This window comes from Brevundimonas sp. UBA5713 (assembly GCF_002419815.1).
Lineage (GTDB): Bacteria > Pseudomonadota > Alphaproteobacteria > Caulobacterales > Caulobacteraceae > Brevundimonas.
On sequence record NZ_DIGV01000013.1, the window covers coordinates 1 to 24211 of the forward strand.

The following is a 24211-nucleotide window of genomic DNA, read 5'->3' on the forward strand; positions in this document are numbered from 1 at the left end:
CCGGAGCCGGCGGCGCGCCTTGCGGGCGCGGCGGGACCGGCTCGCCACGGGCACGCAGCACCTTCTCCAGCGCCTGCCAGCGGCTCTCGGTAAAGAAATAGGACGGATCGACCTGTTCCAGACCCGCCGAGATGGCAAAGGTCTCGGCCCCTTCGCCGATCAGCATAACGTGGGGCGAACGCTCCATGATGGCGCGCGCGGCGGCAATCGGGCTCTTGGTGCGGGTCAGACCGGCCACGGCTCCGGCATTCAGATCAGTGCCATCCATGATGGCGGCGTCCAGCTCATTGGTGCCCGCAGAGGTAAAGACAGCCCCCTTGCCCGCATTGAACAGCGGATTGTTTTCCAGCACCTGAACGGCGGCCTCGACCGCGTCCATGGCCGTGCCGCCAGCAGCCAGAATGGCCTGACCGGCGTCCAGCGCCTGTTGCAGGCCCTGACGGTAAAGGGCGTCACGCTCCGGCGACAGATTGGCCCGCTCGATCACGCCCGCGCCGCCGTGGATGGCCAGCGACCATTGGCCGTCAGGCGCGGTTTGCGCCGACGACATCGAAGCCGCCCCTAAAGTGGCACCAAGGGCGATGAGCCCTGCGACAGCCTTGGCAACAGATTTCATGGTTTGGATCCCTCCCCGAACACAACGCGACACCTAAAGGGCGTGGCGACCTTTGGGCGCGCGGTCAAGGGCGGGGCGTAGCCGTTCGTCAGGTTTGACGACGAAACCGCATCCACAGGCGGTGCGCGGCCAGCGGCACGAAGCTACAGGCGGCAGCGATCAAAAACGTGGTCCAGAACCCACCATCGGTCAGGAGGGGCGAGAGTAGCAGCCCCCCTGCGACAGCAGCGACGGGGCACAGCCAAGGCAACCAGCGCGGAGTGTTCATCGTCATAACAAGCAGCCGTTGTCAGGGTCCGCCCATCGGGCGTTACGGCACAGCTTAGGCATTGAAGCTTGAGCATTCAAGTTGCACGGTTGCGCCGCGCGACCTCTTGCCCCTCGCTCTTGGCGGTGGGGACTGGTAAGGGGTCGCGCTTTCACGCCACGCCGCCGACAGGAAGGCAGATGCTGCGCAAGCTTTACGACTGGGTCTTCTCGCTGGCGCGTCACCGCCACGCGAGCCGTTCACTGGCTGTGGTGTCCTTTGCGGAAAGCTCTTTCTTTCCCATTCCGCCGGATGTGATGCTGGCCCCCATGGTGCTGGCCAAGCCGGAGCGCGCCTATTTCTATGCCACGGTCTGCACCATCGCCTCGGTTCTGGGTGGCCTGCTCGGCTATGCCATCGGCATGTTCCTCGAACCCGTGGGCATGGCCATTCTGTCCAGTTTGGGCAAGGCCGACACGTTCGAGGCGTTCAAGGCCCTGTTCCAGGAGCATGGCGCATGGGTGATCCTGATCAAGGGTCTGACGCCCATTCCCTATAAGCTGATCACCATATCGGCGGGCATTTTCCAGTTCAGCCTGATCCTGTTCATCGTGTTGAGTGTGATCACCCGAGCCGGGCGCTTCTTCCTCGTGGCCTTTGTACTGAAACGCTGGGGCCCGCCGATGCTGAAGGTGGTCGAGCGTCGACTGGCGCTGTTTACGGTTCTGGGCCTGATTGTCCTGGTGGGTGGATTGGTCGCGGTGAAATTCATTCACTGAATAGACGGCCCCCTTGGGAGCGATTATCACTGCGCCCCATGCGGTATCTCTATTCGAGCATGATGCGGTGGTGGACCGCGTGGGCGCTGGCAGCGTCGCTGGCCCTTTTGGGCGCGGCCCATGCCTTTGAGCGCTTTGGCGGCCTGCAACCGTGCAACCTGTGCCTCAAACAGCGCGAAGTGCTGTGGGCTGCGGTGGCTGTCGCCGGTGCCGCGACGGCATGGCATCTGATCAGTCGCGGCAGCCGGGGCACCTCGCGCCTGTGCGCCTTCCTGCTGGCCATCATCTTTGTCGCCGCAGCCGTGACCGCCGGATTCCATGCGGGCGGAGAGCAAGGCTGGTGGGCTTTGCCAGCGGCCTGTGCGGCGGGTGATCCGACAGCCATCGACTATTCCAATCTGGCTGGGTTGCTGGATGGCTCGGTCGAGGCTGCTCCCATAGTCTCCTGTGGCGATATCCCGTGGAGCTTTGCCGGATTGTCCATGGCGGCATGGAACTTTGTGATTTCCATCGCGCTGGCCATATTGAGCCTGTTGGCGGCAAAACGTCCCAAAGACGCCCGCCGCCCGCGTAAGTAGGATAGCGATATGACCAACGCTGCAGACGTCGCCGAAAACGTAGACCCCCGCCGCATCCCGTTGCCGCGCCCCGGCCCCGGTCAGGACAAGGCGCGTCTGGCCGAGATGCTGCGCGTGGACCACGCGGGCGAGTTCGCCGCCGTGCACATCTATCGCGCCCAGCGCGCGGTGCTGGAGGCGCGCAAGGGCAAGGGTCAAATTTCTGCGGATCTGACCGAGATGGAAGGCCATGAGCAGGTCCATCTGGATCGCTTCAACGCCCTTCTGAACGAGCATCAGGTGCGCCCTACGGCCATGATCCCGCTGTGGAAGGTGGCCGCGACGGTGCTGGGCGCAGGCACGGCCCTGATCAGCGAGAAGGCCGCACACGCCTGCACCGAGGCGGTCGAGAGCGTGATTGAAAAGCACTACGCCGAGCAGATCGCCGAGATCAAAGACCGCGATCCCGATCTGGCCGCCGAACTGACCCAGTTCCGCGACGAAGAGCTGATGCACCACGACCATGCTATCGCCCATGGCAGCCGTGAGGCTCCAGCCTATCGCCTGCTCAGCGGTGTGATCAAGCTGGGCTGCAAGGCCGCGATCAAGATCAGCGAACGCGTCTGATCACAGGCGTGGCGGCCTTATCGGTCCGCTACGTCGAACGCCAGCATCAGGGTGCGCTGAAGCGGGTTCTCGTTGTCGTCCGACAGGATGTAGAGGCGCGTCTTGCCATCCTTGCGGGTGGCAGCAATGCCTTCGAAATTGTCGGTCGTGCCGGGCAGCTTCAGCTCGATCAGAACCGGACCCAGATTTCCGCGCTCATCCATGCGACGCACACGGGCGCGCACATCCATTGGCGGGGAAAAGGATCGCTGGACCAGCCAATAGCCATCGCCTGACGGATCGCGGTCAAGCGCTGTCATGCGATAGTCGGAATCTCTGGGGCGCGTTTGCGGCGGAATCTGAACAGCCACGCACTCGCTTATGGTGCAGTCCCACACACCGCCATCCTCGCCCGCGACGCGCCATTGCTGGCCATGCGAAGCCAGACCCTCCATGCCGCCATTGTCGTCGAACGGCCAAATGGGGCGCGGCACTTCGCGCGGCTTGGTCAGGGCGTCCAGCGGGCCATAGTTCCAGATACGGTGGTCCCGCTCGAAACTGACCAGCACATCGCCATTGTCGAGCAGCGCCAGTCCTTCGGCATCGCCGTCGACCTTGTTGCTGATCGGCTGGCCATCCAGCATCGTCAGCCGCACCGAGCGCAACTGGTCCAGCCCGACCAGTTGACCATTGTCGTCCAGGCGCAGCTCTCCGCGCACCAGATCACCGGCATCGGACACGGCCACAAAGCCATTGTCTCCAACGAGTTTCAGGTCTGACAGGCTGCGCAGTGGCGAGACGGTGGGCGTCAGCAGATGAGCGCCACCGGCAAAGACCACCTGTGGAGCCAGGGTCGCGCCGCCGGGCAGGCCAAGGCCGATGGTACGGGTCGAGGCAGGCTGGGCCTGCCATGCGGCGCTGGTGGAGCCTTGCGTCCACGGCTGGGCCGTGATGGCTGCCCCCGCACAGGCGGCGAGGGCCAGGCTGGCGCAGGCGGCGATATAGAGCTTACGGTTCATGCAGCCTTGCGTGCGCGGCGGGTGGTGGCAGGGGCGCGGGCGTCGACGTCAAACAGTTCCGCCAGTTTTTCGGTCATGGCACCGGCCAGTTGCTCCACATCGGTGATGGTCAAGGCGCGGCGATACCAGCGCGTCACGTCGTGGCCGATGCCGATGGCCAGCAGTTCGACGCTGGAACGGTCCTCGATCTCGGCGATGACGTGGCGCAGGTGTTTGTCCAGATAAAGGGCAGCGTTGGCGCTTTGGGTCGAGTCATCGACAGGCGAGCCGTCCGAGATCACCATCAGAATACGGCGCTGCTCGCTGCGGGCCATCAGACGGTCGTGCGCCCATTGCAGGGCCTCGCCGTCGATATTCTCCTTCAGCAGGCCCTCGCGCATCATCAGGCCAAGGTTCTTCTTGGAACGGCGCCACGGCGCATCGCCGGATTTGTAGATGATATGGCGCAGGTCATTCAGGCGGCCCGGATTGGCGGGCTTGCCGTCTCCGATCCAGCGCTCGCGGCTTTGGCCACCCTTCCACGCGCGGGTGGTAAAGCCCAGAATCTCGACCTTCACGCCGCAGCGTTCCAGCGTGCGGGCCAGAATATCGGCGCACACCGCCGCCACCATGATCGGGCGACCGCGCATAGAGCCGGAGTTGTCTAGCAGCAGGGTCACGACCGTGTCGCGGAACGGGCTTTCGCTCTCCATCTTGAACGACAGCGGGCTGGTCGGGTCGGTGATGACGCGGGTCAGGCGGGCCGTGTCCAGCATGCCTTCTTCAAGGTCGAACATCCACGAGCGGTTCTGCTGCGCCATCAGGCGACGTTGCAGTTTGTTGGCCAGTCGCGACACCACACTGCCCAGCGAGGCCAGCTGTGCATCCAGCATGGCCCGCAGGCGATCCAGTTCCATCGGATCGCACAGTTCGGCGGCGTCCACCACCTCGTCAAAGGCGGTGGTGTAGGCCCTGTAGAAATCGACCGCGCGACCGTCGTCGGTGTTCTCGTTGCGATTGGGCATGGCCCCGTCGCTGAGTTCGGGGTCTTCCACGCCGGGTTCGCCGTCGGGATCGGCGGGGCGCCCATCGGGACGGGTCTGGCGCTCGTCCTCGGCGCTTTGATCGTCAGAGGTGCCCTCCAGAGACTGGCCGCCTTCGGCCTCGCCATCGTCTTCCTGCTCGTCTTCTTCGGGCGCGTCCTGTTCGGTCTGGTTCTGGTCGTCCTCGCCCTCTTCCTCGGACTCATCGGGGGTGTCGGCAGAGCCGGATTCCAGATCAAGCGCCTTCAGGAGATCGCCCATACGCTTGGCAAACAGGGCCTGATCGTCGGCAGCCTCGGCCAGAGCGTCGATCTGGGCACCGGCGCGACCCTCGATGTCGATACGAATCTTGTCGACCATAGAGGCCAGAGCGTCGGGGGCGCGGGTGCCCATCAGCCGCTCACGCAGCATAATGCCAACGGCCTCGCCCAACGGTACGCGCTCGGCTTCGGCCTTCAAGGCACCTGTGCGTTCCAGACGGGCGATCAGGGCCGAGCGCAGATTGGCGCGCACACCGGCCAGTTTGCGGGCACCGATGGTCTCGATGCGCGCCTGTTCCAAGGCGTCGAACACCTCGGCGGAGGTGCGGTCCTGCGGGCGGTTCTTGGCGTCGATGGCCGCGTCATGGTTGGCCAGACGCAGCGCCAGACGGTCGGCCTGACCACGCAGGGAGGCGTTCTCGCCCTCGCTGGCGTTGCGCGTCGGATGGGGCAGGGTCAGCACACCGCCAACCAGCTTGGGTCCGTCAGAGGCGAAATGCACCTCCAGTTCCGGCTGCTCGGCCAGCGCCCTCGCGGCATGGGCAAGGGCGCGCTTGAAGGTTTCCTGCGGTGTCTCGTTGGCGGCCATGGCACACACATAGACGATGCCACGCCAAGAGGAAGGCCCTAGAGCCGTCGTAGGGGCAAGAATCTAGGTCCGCTCGCGGGGATCAACCGATCGGGCGACCCGCCCCCGAGCGCGAGCGGGTCTCGCTCCAAGTCGATCCCTGCATCCGGCGCAAGCTGTCCTCGTCGGTGCGATCGCGCTGGCCGGAATGGGTGGCCACCTCGCGGCACACGCGGCGGTTCATGGTCGAGCCGGTAGCGCGCTCCCAACTGCACACAGTGCGGGTATCTCCACGTGGTGCAGGTCGCGCGGTTATGGCCCGCACCGGAGACGATCCGGCTTGCACAGTTTGCGCATCGGCACGCGGCACTTCGGCCTGCGGCTCCTGTGCCATAGGAACAGACACCATGGCCCACACCATCAGCGGGATCGTCAACATAGCCGTTCTCCATTCGGTATAACGCAACTATGCAGAGAAAAGCCGGTGCGCACAACCACCGCGGCGGGCGGCCTAATTTTCAGGTCGCGTACGAACCAGGATCACATTGCCTGCGCCCGGTTTCAGATCGAAGACGGGGAACTGCGACACCAGATCCTTGAGCTTCTGAAAGCCGTAGGAGCGCTGGTCGAAGTCTGGATAGGCATTGCGCAACTGGTTGCCGATAGCGCCCAGTGCCACCCAGCCGTCGCCGTCGCTGTCGGCGTCACTGATGGCCTTGGCGATCAGTTTGCGGGCCTGATTGAGATTGCGCTTGGGTTTGGGAACGGGTGCGGCGGCTTTGTCCTCGGGCTCGGTGGCAGGCGGCGGCATCAGGTTTTCGATATAGATGAAGCGGGTGCAGGCCTGACGGAAGCTTTCCGGCGTCTTTTCCTCGCCAAAGCCAAAGACCGGCAGACCCTGCTCGCGAATGCGCGAGGCCAGACGGGTAAAATCGCTGTCGCTGGAAATCAGGCAAAAGCCGTCAAACCGGCCCGAGTGCATGAGGTCCATGGCATCGATGACCAAGGCGATGTCGCCCGAGTTCTTGCCCTTGGTGTTCTGGAAATTCTGCTGCCACTGAATGCCCCATTTGGGCAGCACCTCGACCCATCCTCTCAGCGCGGGGCTGGCCGCGTCGCCATAGATGCGCCGCGCCGTTGCCTCGCCGAGGGTAGCGATCTCGGCAAAGAGGGCGTCAACGATGCGGGACGAGGCATTCTCCCCGTCGATCAAGACGGCCAGTCGGCGGCTGGTGGCGTGTTCGGTGGCAGTCAAAGGCATTCAGGCAACCTTCAGTCTGAACAACATCAGATATCAGGGTTGCCTTGCGCGATGCGCGGGTCAATCAAAAAGGGGCCAGCCGTGTGGCTGACCCCCTTAAGGCTTGAGCGTGTATCGTCAGGCCTACTGGACCTGACGGACCTCGATGGGCAGGCCAAGCGCGTCCAGTTGCGGACGCACCTTTTCCGCATCGCCTACCACGACCCAGACGAACTGGGACGGGTCCAGAACGGCGCGCACGGCGGCGTCCATCTGGGCAGCGGTGGTAGCGTTGATCCGCTGGGCCACGGATTCCTGATAGTCATCCGGGCGGCCGTACAGGTCATTGCTGCGCAGGGCACCGAGGATCGAACCTGCGGTTTCGATGGAGCCCGGCAGCGAGCGGGTCTCGCCCTTGATGGTGCGGTCGTGCTCTTCGGGCTTCACGCCTTCGCTGGTCAGGAACGCGTTGTACTGGTGCAGCAGGGCCTGAATGGACTCACCGGTGCGGTCGGCCTGAACCGGCGCGCTGATGATGTAGGGCGAGCGGCCTTCAAACGGGTTGAACATGCCGCGCACGCCATAGGACCAACCCTTGGTCTCGCGCAGGTCCGAGTTGATGCGGCTGAGGAAGTCGGTGCCGACAACCGCATTGCCCAGATTAAGGACCAGATTGTCATCCTGACCGGTGACCGGCAGGACCGTACCGCCCATGATGATCGACTGAGGTGATTGCGGACGGTCGATCAGCACAATGCGGGCACCGCTTTGCGGTACATTCGCATCGATCGATTTGGTGCCCTTGGGGGCAGACGGCGCAGCCCAGTCGCCGAAAGCGGCGTTCAACTGTGCCGTCACTTCGGCCAGCGGCAGATCGGAGACCACGAACAGCTTGGCGTTGTCCGGACGGATCCACTGCTGGTGTTGACGTACGATATCCTCGCGGGTCACGGCGGTGACGCCTGCCTCGGTGCCCGACGACGGACGGGCATAAGGATGTTGCTCGCCATAAATCAGCGGCCAGAAGGCGCGCGAGGCGATAGACTGCGGCTGGGTCTTTTCGCTGGCCAGTCGGGCCAGACGCTGGGCACGCAGACGCTCGACCTCGCTCGGCGCAAAGGCGGGATTGCGGACCACATCGGCCAACAGAGTCAGCGACGGGGCCAGATTGGTGCTGATGGTCGACAAGCTGGCGACCGAACGGTCGGTGCTGTTGCCAACGCTGACCGTGGCACCCAGACGCTCTTGGGCCTCGGCCAGAGCGCGCGAGTCACGCGTGGTGGTGCCTTCCTGCATGATATCGGTCATCAGGGTCAGGGCACCGGGCTTTTCAAGGCTGTCGGCGGCGACACCGGCGTTGAACTCCAGCGCCACGCGGGTCACCGGAACGGTGGCAACCTGGGCGTAGACGACCTCGATGCCATTGGCCAAGGTGGTGCGCTGGACGTCGGGGAAGTCGAGGTTCTTCACTTCGCCGACTTGCGGAGCCGCATCGCGGGCGACGCGCTGGATTTCCGGCGCAGGCGCGGGCGTGGCACCAGACGGTGTGGCGGCGGCCTCTTCATACGCCGCGCGTTCGCCCGGCAGTACGATCTGGCTGTAAACCGGACGGGTCAGCCAGCGCTGCATGGCAGCCTTGACCTGATCGGGCGTGACAGATGCCAGACGCTGGAGTTCGGTTTTGTAGTGGTCCGGATCGCCCGCATAAAGCTGACCTTCAGCCAGAGCCGAGGCCTTGCCGTTCGTCTGTTCCAGACCCTGGATACGGCGCGACACCTGTTGGGTGACAACGCGGTCGATTTCGTCCTGCGTAGGGCCTTCGGTCAGCAGACGCTGGAACTCTTCATCCATGCGGCGTGCGACGGCCTCATGGTCCTGACCCGGTTTTACCGTTGCCGTGTAGGAGAAGGTGCTGAGGCGCTGGAACACCTGATTGCTGGCGCTGACGCTCGACGCCGTCTGCTCGCCGCGGACCAGAGTGTTGTCCAGTCGCGAACTGGCCAGACCGCCCAGAACGGAGGCCGCCACTGTCAGCGGCGCAGTGTCTTCATGCAGCAAGCCCGGCGTGGCCCACCAGCGGCTGACGCGGGCCTGTGCCACGCGGTCGTGCAGGGTCTCGGTGACCGGCGCGGCCAAGGTCGGCACGTCGGCTTCCTTGGGCGTGTGCTTGGGGCCCGCCGGAATGTGCCCGAAATAGCGGTTCACCAGCGTGCGGGCATCGGCCTCGTTGATGTCACCGGCCAGGACCAGAACCGCATTGTTCGGGCCATAGTGATCAGTGAACCACTGGCGGACGGTCTGCATGCTGGCGGCATCGAGATCAGCCATCGAGCCGATGGTCGAGTGACGATAGGGGTGACCTTCCGGGAAGAGGGCGGCCAGCGTGGCGTAATAGGTCAGGCCATAGGGCTGGTTGTCGCTTTGACGTTTTTCGTTCTGAACCACGCCACGCTGAAGGTCGAGCACCTCTTGGGAAACCTGACCCAGCAGATGGCCCATGCGGTCGGATTCCAGAAACAGGGTGTACTCCAGCGCCGGTGTCGGCACCGTCTGGAAATAGTTTGTGCGGTCGAACCAGGTGGTGCCGTTCAGGGCCGTGGCACCGGCCGACTGGATCGCCTGAATGTGCGAGACGGGGCTGTTTTCCGAACCGCCGAACATCAGGTGCTCGAACAGGTGGGCAAAGCCGGTCGATCCCTTGGGTTCGTCCTTGGAGCCGACGCTGTACCACACGCTGACAGCGACCACCGGAGCCTTGCGGTCTTCATGGACGATGACCGTCAGGCCGTTATCCAACTGGAAGCGCTTCCATGGAATATCGACACGGGCCAGCAGTTCGCTGATTGGAGCGGCTTGCAGTTGCTCGGCTTGGAGCGCGCTGGCGGAGGCGGGGGGCTGGCCGCTGGCCGAAGCCGCGACGGGTGCCAAGCCCACCATAAGTGCAGCCACGGCGGCAGACGTTACAAGGCGTCGCATGAGCAATCCCTTAGGTTGAAAATCCGAATGTGACCATAACGGGCTAATTTGGGTCCACAATGCGTCAATGTGGATTCTGTCCAAAGATTCACGCTTTGCGAGCGGTGGCACCTAAAGTCGCAATTAGTTTGAATTGCAAATCAAAGTGATTTAGGGTTGCAGGATCATGCCCCACTCCCCCGAACCCAAACGCGCTTTTGGTATGCGCTTTGCCATGCTGGCACGGCGCTGGCGTCAGTCGCTGGAAGCCTCTCTGGCCGAGGCTGGCCTGACCGATGCGACGTGGGCCCCCATGGTGCACCTGCACGAAACGGGCGGGGGACTGACCCAGAAGCAGTTGGCCGCCCGTCTCGGCATCGATGCCTCAACCCTGGTGCGTTTGCTGGATATACTGGAGCGGCAGGACCTCATTGTCCGCCGTCCCGACGAGCACGACGGACGTGCCCGCAAGGTCAGCCTCAGTCCTGCGGGCGAAGACCGCGTGCGTCACATTCGCGATCTGCTGTGGAAGCAGGAAAGTCTGATGCTCGCCGATCTGTCGGACGAGCAGATTGTCGCCATGATGCAGGGCTTCGAGGCGATTGATCGCTGTATGGCGGGCCATTCCGCAGGCGAAGCATGAGTATGGTGCGTCGTCGCCATATCATGCCCATGGTGTTGCACCATCGGCATCTGCGGGACAGTTTGGCTGTCACGCGCCCCGCTGTGCTGCGAAACTCGGTCTTGGCGGGTCTGCAGGTGGCTCTAACGGTCGCTCTGGTCCTGCCGCTCGTGCATCTGTCGCCGTGGTCCGGCTTGATCGGCTATGCGGGACTGGGGGCCTTGTCTGCCCTGTTTGGACGGTTTGCCGAGACCGGCAAGCGGACCGGCATCGTCGTTATGGCGGGCCTGTGCCAGATCGCTTCTGTTGGCCTTGTATCGGCGGCAGCATGGTTGGGGGCTACACCCGCCATGCTGATGATCCTGCTGGCCTGTCTGGGGGGCTGTTTCTTTCTGATCGGGACACTCGCCCGTTTTGGTCCTCCGGGAGCGTTGATTTTCATGTTTGCGGGCACTGCGGCCATGCGTGCGCCAGACAGTCTTGACGATCTTCTGGCACGCATTGCCATGACGGCAGCAGCGGCGGGTGTTGCCGTTTTGCTGTGTGCCCTTACCGAGAGCTTTCGTTTCAAAGGCCATGCCGAACGCCCTCTTCCCCAAGAGCCGTCGCGCACGCTGAAGGATTGGATGCCGACGGTTATCCGTATCTGCGCGGGTGCAGCCATCGCAGGCTTTGTGGCCATGGCTATGGGCATGGAGCATGCCGGCTGGGCGGCTCTGGGTGCAACGGCGGTTTTGCAGGGGCCGTTTCTGCACCTGTCCATTCACCGAGCGCTCCAGCGGGTGGCTGGTACCATTATCGGTAGTCTGGCAGTCTGGTTGATCCTGCAAGGCGGGCCGGGCACGTGGGAGGTGATCGCCCTGATCGTGGTGCTGCAAATCGCCACCGAGGTAGTGATCGGCTTCAACTATGGTTTTGGCCAGATTTTCGTCACCCCCATGGCCCTGCTGATGACCTATCTGGCGGCGTCGGGCACGGCTGGACCGGATCTCGCGGGGGAGCGGGTGATCGACACCCTGATCGGGGCGCTGGTCGGTATTGTCGTGGCGATTATTCTATCGACACAGAGTGACCGGATGCATCTGTCTGAGCGGCACGCATCGGTGGGTCGTTAAAAAAAGCCCCGGCCTTTCGGTCGGGGCTTTTTTGATAGGCTTGTGGACGATCAATCGTCGTCCATCTTGAGCGCGGCGATGAAGGCTTCCTGCGGAATCTCCACCTTGCCGAACTGGCGCATGCGCTTCTTGCCGGCCTTCTGCTTCTCGAGCAGCTTCTTCTTACGGGTGGCGTCACCGCCGTAGCATTTCGACGTCACGTCCTTACGCAGGGCGCGGACGGTCTCGCGGGCGATGATCTTGCCGCCGATCGCCGCCTGGATCGGAATGACGAACATGTGCGGCGGGATCAGTTCCTTCATCTTCTCGACCATGCCGCGACCACGGGTTTCGGCGCGGGCGCGGTGAACCAGCATCGACAGGGCGTCGACCGGCTCGGCATTGACGAGGATGCTCATCTTCACCAGATCGCCGACCTTATACTCGGTGATCTCGTAGTCGAACGAGGCATAACCCTTGGAGATCGACTTCAGGCGGTCGTAGAAGTCGAACACCACTTCGTTGAGCGGCAGCTCGTACACGACCATGGCGCGCGAACCGACATAGGACAGCTCGAGCTGGTTGCCGCGACGGTCCTGGCACAGCTTGATCACGCCGCCGAGGTATTCGTCCGGCGTCAGGATGGTGGCCTTGATCCACGGCTCGGCAATGGTGTCGATCTGCATCACGTCCGGCAGGTCGGCCGGATTGTGCAGATCCATTTCGGTGCCGTCGCGCAGGCCGATCTTATAGACCACCGACGGGGCGGTTGCGATCAGGTCGAGGTTGAACTCGCGGCTCAGGCGTTCCTGAATGATTTCGAGGTGCAGCAGGCCAAGGAAGCCGCAGCGGAAGCCGAAGCCCAGAGCCGGACTGGATTCCATCTCATAGGTGAACGAGGCGTCGTTCAGGCGCAGCTTGCCAATGGCGGCGCGCAGATCGTCAAAGTCCGCGGCATCCACAGGGAACAGGCCGCAGAACACCACCGACTGGACTTCCTTAAAGCCCTTCAGCGGTTCGGCGGTCGGCTTCTTGTCGTCGGTGATGGTATCGCCGACGGCGGCGTGGGCCACTTCCTTGATCTGGGCGGTGATGAAGCCGACCTCGCCCGGGCCGAGCTGCTCGACCGGCGTATTCTTGGGCAGGAAGACGCCGACGCGGTCGACCAGATGGGTCGTGCCCGATTGCATCATCTTCACGCGCATACCGGCCTTCAGCACGCCGTCGAACACGCGCACCAGCAGCACCACGCCGAGGTAGGGGTCGTACCAAGCATCGACCAGCATGGCCTTCAGCGGAGCGGTCACATCGCCCTTGGGCGGCGGCAGGCGGGTGACGATGCCTTCCAGCACGTCTTCGATGCCGATGCCCGACTTGGCTGAACATTCGATGGCGTCCGAGGCGTCGATGCCGATCACATCCTCGATCTGGGCCTTCACGCGCTCGGGTTCGGCGGCGGGCAGGTCGATCTTGTTGAGGACCGGAACGATCTCGTGATTGTTGTCGATGGCCTGATAGACGTTGGCCAGAGTCTGGGCTTCCACGCCCTGCGAGGCATCGACCACCAGAATGGAGCCTTCGCAGGCGGCCAGCGAGCGCGACACCTCATAGGCGAAGTCGACGTGACCCGGGGTGTCCATCAGGTTGAGGATATAGTCCTCGCCATCCTTGGCCTTGTATTTCAGACGCACCGTCTGGGCCTTGATAGTGATGCCGCGCTCCTTCTCGATATCCATATTATCGAGAACCTGTTCCGACATTTCGCGCGCGGTCAGGCCACCGGTGAATTGAATCAGGCGGTCAGACAGCGTCGATTTGCCATGGTCGATGTGGGCGACAACGGAAAAATTCCGGATGCGTTCGATAGGAGGCGTCGTCATGCAGCGGCGCTTAGCATTGGCTGAGGATAAACGCCACTTCCCTGATGCGCGCAGGGGCAGGTTCGTCCTCCACGCCAGAAACCAGGGCGGCGTTACGGGGTATTACGCATAACGCCGATTCACCATTCCGTGTAACAACGATTTAAGCTGTGCAGCATTTAGTATAGTGTTGTTATTCGGAGTGCCCCCCCCATGCTACGGATAGGTAAACGGGCCGAGCGATCCCGAGAGGGTGTCGCGGCTGTCGAGTTCGCTATCGTGTTCCCCCTGCTGTTGTTCATGCTGGTAGGGATGATTGTCTATGGCGGATGGTTCTGGTTGGCCCATTCGGTCCAGTCTCTCGCCTATGAATCGGCGCGGGCATCGCTGGGCGGTCTGGATGCGGCCGAACGCCGTGCCCTTGCGCTCGATTTCGTCAGCCAGCGCGGGCCCGAGATCGGCGTGCCGGTCGGCGCGACCTCTGTTTCGGTGAACAGCGACAATCAGGTGGTGGCGGTGACCATCAACTATGACGTCAGCACGCATCCGATCATGGCTCTGAAAGGCCTAACGGTTCCGCCGCCCCAGACCATCAGCAAAGAGGCGGTTGTTCGCCTGGGCGGCTACTGACTATGAGGCCGCGCGCGACAGCCTTGGCGGGGTTGCTGCGGCGCTTTGGTCGCGGACGCGATGGCGGTGTGGCCATCATTGTCGCGGGCTCGGCCTTTATGATTGTCGTTCTGGCGGCGCTGGCGGTGGACCTCGGGTCTATCGTTCTTCGCGCGCGAGAGATTCAAGGCGCGGCCGATCTGGCTGCCTTGTCGGCGGCGCGCGATATCCCCCGCGCGCAAGCGGCGGCATTGGCCACGACCCGGGACAATCTCGGGCCCGATGCCACTGTGCGTACAGACGTCGGTGTCTGGGTAGGTGATCCGACTAAGACGCCGGAACAAAGATTTTCCGTGACCGCCACCAAGCCCAATGGCGCACGGGTCGAGGTGACGGCACCTGCGCGGCTTTATTTTGCGGCCATACTGGGCAAGTCCCACATCATGATCACCCGAAAGGCCACGGCGGCCATTCCGGGGGCAGAGCCTTCGGCCCTGTTCACCATTGGCTCGCGCTTGCTGAGCCTTGATCGCGGACTGGTGAATGCCCTTTTGACGGGACTTTTGGGGTCGAACGTCAGCCTGTCGGTTATGGACTATAACCGGCTGGTCGGCGCGGATGTAAACCTGCTCGAATTCCTTGATGTGCTGGCCGTGCGACTGAATCTCGAGGCAGGCGACTATGACGCCCTGCTGCGCCACGAGGTCGAGACCGGCCTGCTTCTGAAAGTGCTCGAGGTTGTCGCCAGCAGTGATGCGCGGTCCGTCCTGAGCCAGCTGACGGGCCTGCCTTTGACAGCCAAGGTCAAAGTCGCCGACCTGATCGGGGTTGAGGCCGATGCCAGTGATGGTTTGCGGCGTGGCCTTGATCTGGATGTGGGAGCGCTGGACCTTCTGGTCGCCACTCTGGAGACCGCGAACCAGAACCGCCATCTGGCGCTGGATACGACACTCAACCTTGGCTTGGCCGATGTGACGTTGATGGCGGCCATTGGCGAAAAGCCCAATCAGTCCTCTTGGGTCACTCTGTCGACTAAAAATGGCGAAGTGCTCAAGACGGCCCAGACCCGCATCTATGCGCGGGTGAACACCAAAAACTTCATCCCCGAGCTGTTAAAGCTGGACCTTGAGTTGATTGCCGAGGTGGCTTCTGCCGAGGCCCAAATTACAGACATTCGCTGCCAGGGCTCGCCGGCTGTTGACGTCAGTGCGGTTCCCGGACTGCTGCGCGTCAGTCTGGGAGATGTGAAGAACCGGCAGGACCTGCGCGACTTCAAGAAGAAGATCGTGACCGAGCGCAAACATCTGGCCACGGTCCTGCTTATACCTGTCTATGTGTATGCCAACCTTGAGAGCAAGGACCGCACGGCCCAGAGACTGACCTTTAGCAAGGCCAATATCGAAAGCCGCACCTATAAGAAGGTCCGCTCCAAGGAGATTGCCTCCAGCCTGTTGACCAGTCTGACGAAGGAGCTGGAACTGGATATCGGCTTGCTGAGCCTGGGGTGGGTGGTCAACCTCCTGACGCCGCTGACGTCGCTGCTGGGCTGGATTCTGGACATGATCCTCAACCCGCTGCTCAGCCTCCTCGGGATAGGTCTTGGCGAGGCCGATGTGGGCGTACTGGGCGTCAACTGCACGGGGGGCGTCGGTGGCATTCCCCATCTGGTTGGCTGATCAATCGCAGGGCAAAGAAAAAGGCCGGAGGGATGTCCCTCCGGCCTTTCTTATTAGACTCTGAACGAAATCAGGAAGCGATCGGGCGCAAGCCGTTGGCTTCAACCTGCTGGACGACCGGACGCTTGGCACCGCCTGCGGCGATGATGCGGTCGATGCGGGCCTTCTCTGCGCGGAAGGCGGCCAGTTCGGTACCCGACAGAACCGTACCCTCGGAGGTACGCACGCTGGCCGGATTGATACGCTGGCCGTTGCGCCACATTTCATAGTGAAGGTGCGGGCCGGTCGAGTTGCCGGTCGAGCCGACGTAGCCGATCACCTGACCTTGGGTGACGCGCTGACCGGCGCGCATGCCCGAGGCAAAGCGCGACAGGTGGGCGTAACCGGTTTCGAGGCCGTTGGAGTGGCGAACACGGATCCAGTTGCCATAGCCGCCCCAGCGACGGGCTTCGACGACGACGCCGTCTGCCGGTGCAATAATCGGTGTACCGGTGGAAGCCGCAAAGTCCATGCCTTGGTGCATCTTGCGATAGCCGGCGATGGGGTGGACGCGATAGCCATAGTTGGACGACACGCGACGGAAGTTCTGCAGCGGAGTCCGCATCATGGTGGTGCGGGTGTTTTTGCCGGTCGAGTCGAAATATTCGACCTTGTTCGAGCCGGGGCGCTGGAAGCGGTAGAAGGCCTGACCCTTCAGCTCTGCGTACAGCAGTTCACCGGTTTCGATGGTGCGGCCCGTTTCGGTGACCGAGCGATCGAACACCAGCGTAAAGTCGTCCGTGGCGCGCACATCGCGCTGCATGTCGAACTTATGGGCGAACAGCTGGCTGGCCTTGCGGATTACTGCCGAGGTGGCACCCAGTTCACGGGCGCTGGCAGACAGCGAGCGCTGGACCTTGTCGCGGGCAACGACCGTCTCGTGCGTGACCTGTTCATCCAGCGAGCGGAGGCGAAGAGCACCGTCGAAGCTGCGCGACACGGTCAGCTGGCTGGCCGGACCGGTCCGCATGGTCAGGCCGATCAGGCGGGCATCGCCGACGCCGCCACGCGGGCGGGCTACGGCGGTTTCAAACTTGGCACCGGCGCGCAGGTCGGTGATATCAAAGGCAGTGGCGATGGTGGCGGCCACGGCACTGGCGTCCTCGGCGTTCACACCGGCGCGGCGCACGGCCTGCTCAAAAGTTTCGCCACGGCGAATTTGAACGGAAAGGGCCTCAGGTGCGTTAAGCCCTGCAGGAGCCGCAGCAGCCGTATAGGCTTGCGTTTCCAGATAGGCCGTTTGTTGCGGCGTCATGACCGGAATATCGTCCGCGCCGGAATCGGCGAAGGGCTTACCTGCAATCAGCGCAATGCTGACCGCCGCCACCGTGGTGAGCAGGTGTGGAGCAAGCCGCAACGGTTGGCGGCGCGGATCGAACTGGGCCATAGGTCCCCGACTTTCGACGACGCCGTTTTGGCGCCTACACGAAATCTCGCATCACCAGCGCGTTTCCCGACGTGCCGGTGAAGCCAAGATTTATAGACTCCCTGTCCCTGAATGGGAAGGCACTCTGGTTACAATCCGTTATATGTAACATCAGAATGCAAGGATTTACTTAATATACTCGCTTCTTTGGCGAAAATGGGTCCACAGTTTGTAAACGCCTCAACCACAAGATGAAGGGGTTTTAATCTGCATCTCCCACATCGTCTTGGTGTTGACGCATTCGAATGATGTCCAAAGCGCGTTCCGGCAATCCTTGGTAAATTTATGCTGTGAACCCATTGTGCTTCAGTTTGTTTGTACCCCGTCAGAAACCGAATCTGTGCCGTGACCGAACAATCGCCTGATGAAAGACCTGCGCGCGGCCGTCCTAAAAGGCGTCTGCCTTTAGGCCGTGTGGGCACGGGATTGGTCATCGGCGGCACGGTCGTGGCCGTGGGTCTGGGCGGGCTTTATGTAAATCGACGCACGGTCGCCGACGAGGTGCTGGTTGGCTGGCTCGAAAAGCGCGGCATTCAAGCCGACGTCGAGGTCGAGCGGTTCGAGTGGGACGGTTTTGTCGGTCGCATCACTGTGGGTGATCCCGATGATCCGGATGTGCGCATCGACCGTGTCGTTGTCGATTACGATATCGGATTGCCGTGGTCCAAGGACGGCATGGGTGTCTCTCCCCGACGCGTGGTGCTGACCCGTCCGTTGATCAAGGCGCAATGGCTGGATGGCCAGTTTTCTTTGGGCAGCCTTGACCCCCTGATCAAAGAGTTCACGTCCAAACCCCCGTCGGCGGACAAGCGCGGGCCCCTGATTGTCGTCAGCAAGGGTCAGGCCCTGCTGACAACGGATTATGGCCTGGTAACCCTGCGTGCCGATGCACGGATCGATGATGGCCGTCTCAAAACACTGACAGCCGAACTGCCGCCTTCGGCGCTGGACCATGCCAATCTTAATGCCGCCGGCCTCAGTGCCAAGCTGCAGGCGCAGGAGGTTGACGGGCGGCTGGTATTTGCGGGCCATGCACTGGCTGATGCCTTTCGCGGTGCGGGGGTGCAGTCGCAAAAGCTTGACCTGAAATTTGAAGGCGGCGTGCCCTATCCTGCCAATGGAGCCAAAAAGGCTCTGGGCGCGGTGGTATTGCAGGCCGACCTGACGGCGGATGCGCTTTCCAGGGAAGGCTTTGCCGCTCAGGCCGCCACGGGCCATGTGGATTGGCGCGGCGAGGTCGATGGGTGGCTGGATGCCTTCTTGCTGCAGGGCGAGTTGCAGACGCGTATCCGCGCCCGTGATCTCAGGATGGCCGACAACCGTCTGAACGGTGCGGCGGTCGATGCCCGGAATCTTCAGATCGAAATCGCCCGTGGTCAGCAACCTTCGCGCGGCACCCATGTCGTGTGGAGGGCCGAGGGGCCATTGTCGGTCGAGGCGGCGCAGGGCCGACTTGGCGATTTCAGAGTGCGGGACCTGAGCCTGTCTTCAGGCAATCTTCTGGCGGGCGGCTGGGGGCGCGCGTTTGAAGCGCAAGGTCCTCTGACCCTGACAGCCGGTCGGTTGAGCGGACAGGATCTGGATTTGCGCGCTGTGCGCGGGCGCGTGGCTTTGGATGCAGTGGGTGATACCGATTTCCGCATCGGTCTGCGCGGAAGTCTGTCCAGCCGCGGGTCAAGCTATAACGGGCTGGGGCCGATCGCCGCAGATGACGCGCCCGAACTGGCCCGCTTGAAGGCGGCGGCCCGATCCTTTGATCTTTCCGCGCCTGACCTGCGGTTTGTAATGGGGACGGGCCATTCAGAGCTGGTTTTGTCGGCGCCGGCGACACTGCACCCCGCCACGGGCGGCACCGTGACGCTGTCGCAGGGCAGCGGGCCGATTGCCATCATGGCATCAGGCCAGATGCGCGGCTCGGCCAGACTTGTCGCCGAGGGGGGCGAGCTGCCTCTTTTGCAAATGGATGTGCCGCGCTGGACCCTGAATAACGGGGCGCTGGACGCCGCCCTGAAGGGCACGACCCGCTTGGACTTTACCCCCGCAAAGGGAATTTTCGTAAATACCGAAGGGCGGCTGCGCTCGCGTGGCGGCGTGACGACCTATTCCAGCCCGCACTGCGCAGAACTGGGACTGGCACGGTTTGATCTCGGTGAGAACGGACTGGAAGACATCAACGGCCAGCTTTGCAATCGCACAGGTCCGCTGCTGCGCCTGTCCGGTGGGCGCTGGGAAGTGCGCGGCCAACTGACCCAGACACAGGCGAGCGCCGGATTTGCCGCAGTCCGGATGTCCGACGCGAGCGGGAATTTGCTGGTGGCAGGCGACAATCGTGGCCTGCGCGTCGATCTGGGTATTCAGCAGGCGCGCTTGACCGATACCGGCGAGACGGCCCGTTTCAATCCTCTGGACGGCAGCGGACGGGTCACGCTGGCATCCAATATCTGGCGCGGCGATCTGAACTTTAAAGCCAACGGCCAGCCCGTCGCCGATGTGTGCTTGTTGCATGACGCAGCACTGGGCCAAGGCGGCCTGGGCATGAACACCCGTGGCGCGGTCTGCACCGTGCCGCGCTCGGTCCACGATCCTCTGCCCGAGGCGAGCGGCGAGCTGTTGTTTGCGGAAGGCGGCCTGCAACCCCAGCAACTGACGAGCATGATCCCCGGCCTGGTGGCCGAGCCGGTAAAGGGACGTGCCGCTTTCGCCGGACAGATGTTCTGGACTTCCGGTGGTTTGGTCAGCTCGGGGCGTCTCAAACTACGCGACCTGTCATTTGTTTCGCCGGTGGGTACTGTCGAGGGCGGGCGGGGGGACATCCATATCTCCAGCCTTGCGCCTCTGGTCATTCCGCCCAAGCAGGAAGTGCGCTTTGACCGCGTCGATGGCCCCTTGCCCATGAGCGATGTGCGCGTCGATTTGGGCGTGCAGGACGATACTCTCTTCTTGCAGCGGGCCTCTGTAAATCTGGCATCGGGCACGGCCTATCTGTTCGATCACGCCCTTTATGATCCTGAACGCGGCATCGGACTGCCGTCGAAAGACGCCGTCGAGCGGGGCGTGGAAATCCCGTTCAAGGCCCAGCAGAAATGGCGTTTCGGTGTCGCTCTGGAGGGGGTTCAGCTGAATGAGCTTCTGGAAGCGGTGGGTGCCGAACAAAAAGCCTATTTCGATGCCGAGGTGTCAGGTGTGCTGCCGGTCGTCTACCGTCCTGAATGGGGCTTTGCGGTCACCAATGGCGTGTTGATGGCTGACCGCCGGGGCAAGCTGAGCCTGTCGCCGGAACTGTTGGGCACTGTCGAAACCGACGAGGGAGCCTTGGCCACACCGGAAGGCACGGCACCTATTCCGCGCAACCTGATGCAGGACCTGGCCTATCAGGCGCTTGAGAACCTGACGTTTACAGATCTGAGCGCCACGGTGAACTCCATCTGCATGCCGCAGTCGAACCGCGTGCCGGATGCGGAAGGCTATATTCGCATCAACGGCGGCGGTGTCTGGTGTCAGACCTTGCCCGAGGACCAACTTCAGGGCGATGGAGAGGTCTGGGTACCCTCTCGGCTGGCTCTGGATTTTACGATCAACGGTTTCTACGACCCGCCCGAGCGCAAGGAGATGCGCCTGTCGCTGCTGGATGTCTTGCAGGGCAATTTTATGAAGAAGAAGATGGTCCTGCCGTCCGACACGCCGGTCACGTTGAACCTGAAGACGTCGATCAACGCTTATGATCTGGCGAGCCAGATTATGGACTATGTCAGATTGCGTAACACCCAGACGGAAATGCCTTAACCCGCATATCCCGTCGCGTTCACAAGGCATTCAGGTGTTATTGGCCTAGTATGCTATTATATCCACTCGAGTTCAGACCGGAGAGCGGCTGATGATCAACAAAAGGCAGTTTGCAGCTGCGGTAATCGGAACGGCCATGCTGGGAGGCGCTGCCTGCACCCCCACAGTCAAAGTGTCGTTCGACCAGCCGCTGGTGATCAACGCCAATCTGACCGCTGATATCCGGATCCGCCTCGATAAAGAGTTGCAGGACCTGATCCGCGAAAACCCGAACCTGTTCTGATCGGAGGGCTTAGAATATGGCCTATCGTAAAACTTTTATCGCCGTGGCTGCTTTGGCAGCTCTAGGCGTCGCGGGCGCTTCCTTTGCCCAGACCTCTTCGCAGAAGGCACTGGTCGATCAAGCCAAGTCGGAAGGCAAGGCGGGCGAACAGGCTGACGGTTTTGTCGGCGTGCGCACCTCGGTTGCGCCCGATACCCGCGAGGCCATCGACGCCATGAATGCGGGCCGTCGCCAAGCCTATGAGCGCAGCGCCCAGCAGGCTGGTACCACGCCCGCCGTGGCCGGTGCCCGTATGTTTGAAACCCAGCTGTTGCCACGCATCAGCTCGGGCCAATGGTACCGTAACGCCCAGGGACAATGGGTGCAGCGTTAAGCGCCCGACCCGAACATCGGAAATGACCGGTCCGCACTGCGCGGCCGGTCATTTTTTATGGACGAAAGGTTGTCGGGCGTCCCCCGGATTGGCAGGGTCACGGCTTGAGCTTACGGAACGTCGATCCCGTATTTCGGGTTTGTCCTGATCGACATCCCCAAGTCAGGAGAAATCTCATGCGTCTTTGGATTGTGCCGGCTGTTGCCCTTGGCTTGACGGCTGCCGCGTGCAACTCGTCCGAGCAGGCTCCGGCTGCCGCCACCACACCCGTGGCCGAGGCCAAGCTGGCCGGCGTGGATTTGACCCAGCCGGTGTCCGTGCTGGGCAATGAGCCCTTCTGGGGTCTGGCGATTGCAGACGGGAAAGTTGCCTATTCCGATCCGGAAGTCCCGACCGGCGGCCCGAACGGCACCATCGGCGCGCCGGAAATGCTCGGCAATGTCGCCATCTGGCGTTCCACCTTGTCGGATCAATCGCCTCTGGTGATCACTTTGACTGGTACGGACTGTTCCGACGGCATGAGTGACCGGACCTATCCGCTGGCTGCCAAGGTCGAACTGGGCGAGCGCGTACTGAACGGCTGCGCCGCTTCGACCGCTGCCATTGCAGCAGCGGGCGAAAGCGGACGCGTGGAATAGGCGCGCCTTAGCGACGCACCGATTCCGAGGTTCCGGTAATGGCTTGGCCCGCGGCCTGAATGTCGCGGCCCATGCCGGAAACCGTATTGCAGGCCGCCACGCCAAGGGCGGCCGCAATCATGCCTAGAGCGACGATTTTGCGCATGTTTTAGCTCCTGATTTTTGTAGATGTGTCACGCCGGTTGTAGCCGACCGCTGTTCGTTCGGGCTATGAGGGTAAGGCCCTAGCGGGCCATTATATCCAATAGTTTCGTAAGCGGGACCTTTATGACGAACGCCTCTGCCTCCTCCGCCCGTCGGCTGGTTGAAACCCTGGTCCTGAACGGGGTCGACAAGGTGTTCTGCGTTCCCGGCGAAAGCTATCTGGCGGTGCTGGATGCGCTGTACGATGTGCGCGACAAGATCGAGGTCATCGTGTGCCGTCACGAGGCGGGCGCGGCCAATATGGCCGAGGCCTATGGCAAGCTGACGGGCAAGCCGGGCATCTGCATGGTCACGCGCGGACCGGGGGCCACACAGGCCTCTATCGGCGTACATACCGCCCAGCAGGATTCCACGCCCATGATCCTGTTCGTGGGCCAGATCGCCCTGACCGACCGCGGTCGCGGGGCGTTTCAAGAGGTCGATTATCGCCAGACCTTCGGGGGGCTGGCCAAATGGGCGACCGAGATCGAAAGCCCCGAACGCACCGTGGAAATCGTCGAGCGCGCCTTTGCCACGGCGCTGCAAGGCCGCATGGGGCCGGTGGTTATCGCCCTGCCCGAAGACCTGCTGCACGAAGACGGCGGCCCCGCACCGGTCAAGCCGGTCACGCCCGCCCGCTCGGCACTCGACCCCGCCTTTGTGGCTGAACTGAGCGAGCGCCTGTCCAAGGCCGAAAGCCCGCTGCTGGTGCTGGGTGGCTCGGGCTGGAGCGATGAGGCCACCACCGCCATGGCCAACTGGGCCGAGCGGCTGGGCATTCCGCTGGCCCTGTCGTTCCGCCGTAAAGACCTGATCTCCAACCTGCACCCCTGCTATGCCGGTGATCTGGGCATTGGATGCAGCCCCAAGCTGATCGAGCGGGCCAAGCAGTCGGACCTGATCATCGCCATCGGCGCGCGCCTCGGCGAAAACGCGACGCAGGGCTATACCACGCTTGATCGTAGCCGCACGGCGCAGACGCTGATCCACATCCTGCCGGGGGCCGAAGAAGCGGGCCGCGTGTGGGCACCGCTGATGTCGGCCACGGCCGATAACAGTCTGGCCGCACTGGCTATCTCCCGGATCGAGGTGGACCGCCTGTGGCACGATCAGGCGCGTGCGGCCAATGAGGCTTATCTGGCCTTCTCTGCACCGATCCAGACCGTGGGCGCGGTGAACCTTTCGGAGGTGGTACGCCATTTGACGGTCGGCCTGCCCAAGGATGCGGTGCTGACCAATGGCGCGGGTAACTTTGCCGCATGGCTGCACCGTTTCTATCACCACCAAGCCCGCCGTGCGCAGGTGGCCCCGACGTCTGGGGCTATGGGCTATGGCTATCCCGCAGCACTGGCGGCCAAGGCCGTGATGCCCGAGCGGATGGTGGTGTGTTTTGCCGGTGACGGCGACTTCATGATGAGCGCCTGCGAGCTGGCCACTGCGGTTCAGTACAATCTGCCGGTCATTGTGATCGTGGTCGACAACTCCAGCTTCGGCACCATCCGGATGCACCAGGAGACCCACTATCCGGCCCGCGTGATCGCCACTGATATCAAGAACCCGGACTTCGTCAAATATGCCGAAGCCTTTGGAGCCTTCGGTATCCGCGTCAACGCCACCGGAGACTTCCCCGCCGCCTTGGCGCAGGCCTGTCAGGCGACCGAGCGGGGCCAGCCGGCGCTGATCCACCTGATCGCCGACACCGAACAGATCTCGCCAGCCAAGACCATCACCCAGCTGCGCCAGCGCAACTAAATGTC

Annotated in this window: 21 protein-coding genes; 12 read left to right on the forward strand and 9 right to left on the reverse strand. The window is 62.8% G+C overall.

What is annotated here, in order from left to right:
* The coding region (locus B3B04_RS01635) for an isoaspartyl peptidase/L-asparaginase family protein (protein WP_292039188.1) at positions 1–616 on the reverse strand (616 nt) is incomplete at its 3' end.
* Positions 617–1063: 447 nt separating this feature from the next.
* On the opposite strand from B3B04_RS01635, the gene B3B04_RS01640 reads away from it, so the two are divergent.
* The 3 genes from B3B04_RS01640 to B3B04_RS01650 are packed head-to-tail and all read left to right on the forward strand — an operon-like array spanning position 1064 to position 2826.
* Positions 1064–1642, forward strand: a complete 579-nt coding sequence (locus B3B04_RS01640) for a YqaA family protein (protein ID WP_292039191.1) — start codon at positions 1064–1066, stop codon at positions 1640–1642.
* 59 nt (positions 1643–1701) lie between these two features.
* Positions 1702–2220: a disulfide bond formation protein B gene (locus B3B04_RS01645; protein ID WP_292039193.1), complete on the forward strand. Its 519-nt coding sequence runs from the start codon at positions 1702–1704 to the stop codon at positions 2218–2220.
* Positions 2221–2229: 9 nt separating this feature from the next.
* Positions 2230–2826, forward strand: a complete 597-nt coding sequence (locus B3B04_RS01650; protein WP_292039195.1) for a demethoxyubiquinone hydroxylase family protein — start codon at positions 2230–2232, stop codon at positions 2824–2826.
* Between the two features lie 17 nt (positions 2827–2843).
* Here B3B04_RS01650 and B3B04_RS01655 read toward each other — a convergent pair whose 3' ends face one another.
* The 5 genes from B3B04_RS01655 to B3B04_RS01675 all read right to left on the reverse strand — a co-directional run bounded on the left by B3B04_RS01655 (position 2844) and on the right by B3B04_RS01675 (position 9890).
* Positions 2844–3824, reverse strand: coding sequence for an esterase-like activity of phytase family protein (locus B3B04_RS01655; RefSeq protein ID WP_292039198.1), 981 nt, complete (start codon positions 3822–3824; stop codon positions 2844–2846).
* The gene (cobT, locus tag B3B04_RS01660; RefSeq protein WP_292039200.1) at positions 3821–5695 is read right to left on the reverse strand and encodes a cobaltochelatase subunit CobT; all 1875 of its coding nucleotides are present in this window, start codon (positions 5693–5695) and stop codon (positions 3821–3823) included. The genes B3B04_RS01655 and cobT overlap by 4 nt, the downstream gene beginning before the upstream one ends.
* A gap of 82 nt (positions 5696–5777) precedes the next feature.
* The gene (locus tag B3B04_RS01665; RefSeq protein WP_292039204.1) at positions 5778–6113 is read right to left on the reverse strand and encodes a hypothetical protein; all 336 of its coding nucleotides are present in this window, start codon (positions 6111–6113) and stop codon (positions 5778–5780) included.
* Between the two features lie 72 nt (positions 6114–6185).
* Positions 6186–6935 (reverse strand): NYN domain-containing protein, encoded by a 750-nt coding sequence (locus B3B04_RS01670; RefSeq protein ID WP_292039207.1) that lies wholly within the window; start codon positions 6933–6935, stop codon positions 6186–6188.
* 123 nt (positions 6936–7058) lie between these two features.
* Positions 7059–9890: a M16 family metallopeptidase gene (locus B3B04_RS01675; RefSeq protein WP_292039210.1), complete on the reverse strand. Its 2832-nt coding sequence runs from the start codon at positions 9888–9890 to the stop codon at positions 7059–7061.
* Positions 9891–10056: 166 nt separating this feature from the next.
* Between B3B04_RS01675 and B3B04_RS01680 the strand changes: the two genes are divergently transcribed.
* Both B3B04_RS01680 and B3B04_RS01685 read left to right on the forward strand, forming a co-directional pair.
* Positions 10057–10512, forward strand: coding sequence for a MarR family winged helix-turn-helix transcriptional regulator (locus B3B04_RS01680; RefSeq protein ID WP_292039213.1), 456 nt, complete (start codon positions 10057–10059; stop codon positions 10510–10512).
* On the forward strand, positions 10509–11606 hold the full coding sequence (locus B3B04_RS01685) for an FUSC family protein (RefSeq protein ID WP_292039215.1): 1098 nt from the start codon (positions 10509–10511) through the stop codon (positions 11604–11606). The genes B3B04_RS01680 and B3B04_RS01685 overlap by 4 nt, the downstream gene beginning before the upstream one ends.
* A gap of 50 nt (positions 11607–11656) precedes the next feature.
* Here B3B04_RS01685 and lepA read toward each other — a convergent pair whose 3' ends face one another.
* Positions 11657–13465, reverse strand: coding sequence for a translation elongation factor 4 (gene lepA / locus B3B04_RS01690; RefSeq protein ID WP_292039216.1), 1809 nt, complete (start codon positions 13463–13465; stop codon positions 11657–11659).
* 192 nt (positions 13466–13657) lie between these two features.
* Between lepA and B3B04_RS01695 the strand changes: the two genes are divergently transcribed.
* Positions 13658–14074, forward strand: a complete 417-nt coding sequence (locus B3B04_RS01695; RefSeq protein WP_292039218.1) for a TadE/TadG family type IV pilus assembly protein — start codon at positions 13658–13660, stop codon at positions 14072–14074.
* A gap of 2 nt (positions 14075–14076) precedes the next feature.
* On the forward strand, positions 14077–15729 hold the full coding sequence (locus B3B04_RS01700) for a TadG family pilus assembly protein (protein WP_292039219.1): 1653 nt from the start codon (positions 14077–14079) through the stop codon (positions 15727–15729).
* A gap of 70 nt (positions 15730–15799) precedes the next feature.
* On the opposite strand, the gene B3B04_RS01705 is transcribed toward B3B04_RS01700, so the two are convergent.
* A complete protein-coding gene (locus tag B3B04_RS01705; RefSeq protein ID WP_292039221.1) occupies positions 15800–17155 on the reverse strand; it encodes a M23 family metallopeptidase in 1356 nt (451 codons plus the stop codon).
* Between the two features lie 384 nt (positions 17156–17539).
* Here B3B04_RS01705 and B3B04_RS01710 point away from each other — a divergent pair, with 384 nt between their 5' ends.
* The 4 genes from B3B04_RS01710 to B3B04_RS01725 all read left to right on the forward strand — a co-directional run bounded on the left by B3B04_RS01710 (position 17540) and on the right by B3B04_RS01725 (position 22271).
* The gene (locus tag B3B04_RS01710; protein WP_292039223.1) at positions 17540–20977 is read left to right on the forward strand and encodes an intermembrane phospholipid transport protein YdbH family protein; all 3438 of its coding nucleotides are present in this window, start codon (positions 17540–17542) and stop codon (positions 20975–20977) included.
* Positions 20978–21068: 91 nt separating this feature from the next.
* The gene (locus tag B3B04_RS01715) at positions 21069–21260 is read left to right on the forward strand and encodes a YnbE family lipoprotein (RefSeq protein WP_292039225.1); all 192 of its coding nucleotides are present in this window, start codon (positions 21069–21071) and stop codon (positions 21258–21260) included.
* A gap of 16 nt (positions 21261–21276) precedes the next feature.
* Entirely contained in the window at positions 21277–21633 is a 357-nt protein-coding gene (locus B3B04_RS01720; RefSeq protein ID WP_292039227.1) for a YdbL family protein, read from the forward strand.
* A gap of 176 nt (positions 21634–21809) precedes the next feature.
* Positions 21810–22271: a hypothetical protein gene (locus tag B3B04_RS01725; RefSeq protein ID WP_292039229.1), complete on the forward strand. Its 462-nt coding sequence runs from the start codon at positions 21810–21812 to the stop codon at positions 22269–22271.
* A gap of 7 nt (positions 22272–22278) precedes the next feature.
* Here B3B04_RS01725 and B3B04_RS01730 read toward each other — a convergent pair whose 3' ends face one another.
* A complete protein-coding gene (locus tag B3B04_RS01730; protein WP_292039231.1) occupies positions 22279–22416 on the reverse strand; it encodes an entericidin A/B family lipoprotein in 138 nt (45 codons plus the stop codon).
* Between the two features lie 122 nt (positions 22417–22538).
* On the opposite strand from B3B04_RS01730, the gene B3B04_RS01735 reads away from it, so the two are divergent.
* Positions 22539–24206, forward strand: coding sequence for a thiamine pyrophosphate-binding protein (locus tag B3B04_RS01735; protein WP_292039233.1), 1668 nt, complete (start codon positions 22539–22541; stop codon positions 24204–24206).
* The last annotated feature ends 5 nt before the right edge of the window (positions 24207–24211 follow it).

Excerpts from the sequence above, each read along its gene's own strand:
- B3B04_RS01650 (WP_292039195.1), top strand. The coding sequence starts at position 2,230 with ATGACCAACGCTGCAGACGTCGCCGAAAACGTAGACCCCCGCCGCATC.
- B3B04_RS01720 (WP_292039227.1), top strand. The coding sequence starts at position 21,277 with ATGGCCTATCGTAAAACTTTTATCGCCGTGGCTGCTTTGGCAGCTCTA.
- B3B04_RS01685 (WP_292039215.1), top strand. The coding sequence starts at position 10,509 with ATGAGTATGGTGCGTCGTCGCCATATCATGCCCATGGTGTTGCACCAT.
- B3B04_RS01700 (WP_292039219.1), top strand. The coding sequence starts at position 14,077 with ATGAGGCCGCGCGCGACAGCCTTGGCGGGGTTGCTGCGGCGCTTTGGT.
- B3B04_RS01670 (WP_292039207.1), bottom strand. The coding sequence starts at position 6,935 with ATGCCTTTGACTGCCACCGAACACGCCACCAGCCGCCGACTGGCCGTC.
- B3B04_RS01725 (WP_292039229.1), top strand. The coding sequence starts at position 21,810 with ATGCGTCTTTGGATTGTGCCGGCTGTTGCCCTTGGCTTGACGGCTGCC.
- B3B04_RS01705 (WP_292039221.1), bottom strand. The coding sequence starts at position 17,155 with ATGGCCCAGTTCGATCCGCGCCGCCAACCGTTGCGGCTTGCTCCACAC.
- B3B04_RS01695 (WP_292039218.1), top strand. The coding sequence starts at position 13,658 with ATGCTACGGATAGGTAAACGGGCCGAGCGATCCCGAGAGGGTGTCGCG.
- B3B04_RS01680 (WP_292039213.1), top strand. The coding sequence starts at position 10,057 with ATGCCCCACTCCCCCGAACCCAAACGCGCTTTTGGTATGCGCTTTGCC.
- B3B04_RS01675 (WP_292039210.1), bottom strand. The coding sequence starts at position 9,890 with ATGCGACGCCTTGTAACGTCTGCCGCCGTGGCTGCACTTATGGTGGGC.
- B3B04_RS01730 (WP_292039231.1), bottom strand. The coding sequence starts at position 22,416 with ATGCGCAAAATCGTCGCTCTAGGCATGATTGCGGCCGCCCTTGGCGTG.
- B3B04_RS01715 (WP_292039225.1), top strand. The coding sequence starts at position 21,069 with ATGATCAACAAAAGGCAGTTTGCAGCTGCGGTAATCGGAACGGCCATG.
- B3B04_RS01735 (WP_292039233.1), top strand. The coding sequence starts at position 22,539 with ATGACGAACGCCTCTGCCTCCTCCGCCCGTCGGCTGGTTGAAACCCTG.
- lepA (WP_292039216.1), bottom strand. The coding sequence starts at position 13,465 with ATGACGACGCCTCCTATCGAACGCATCCGGAATTTTTCCGTTGTCGCC.
- cobT (WP_292039200.1), bottom strand. The coding sequence starts at position 5,695 with ATGGCCGCCAACGAGACACCGCAGGAAACCTTCAAGCGCGCCCTTGCC.
- B3B04_RS01640 (WP_292039191.1), top strand. The coding sequence starts at position 1,064 with ATGCTGCGCAAGCTTTACGACTGGGTCTTCTCGCTGGCGCGTCACCGC.
- B3B04_RS01655 (WP_292039198.1), bottom strand. The coding sequence starts at position 3,824 with ATGAACCGTAAGCTCTATATCGCCGCCTGCGCCAGCCTGGCCCTCGCC.
- B3B04_RS01645 (WP_292039193.1), top strand. The coding sequence starts at position 1,702 with ATGATGCGGTGGTGGACCGCGTGGGCGCTGGCAGCGTCGCTGGCCCTT.
- B3B04_RS01665 (WP_292039204.1), bottom strand. The coding sequence starts at position 6,113 with ATGTTGACGATCCCGCTGATGGTGTGGGCCATGGTGTCTGTTCCTATG.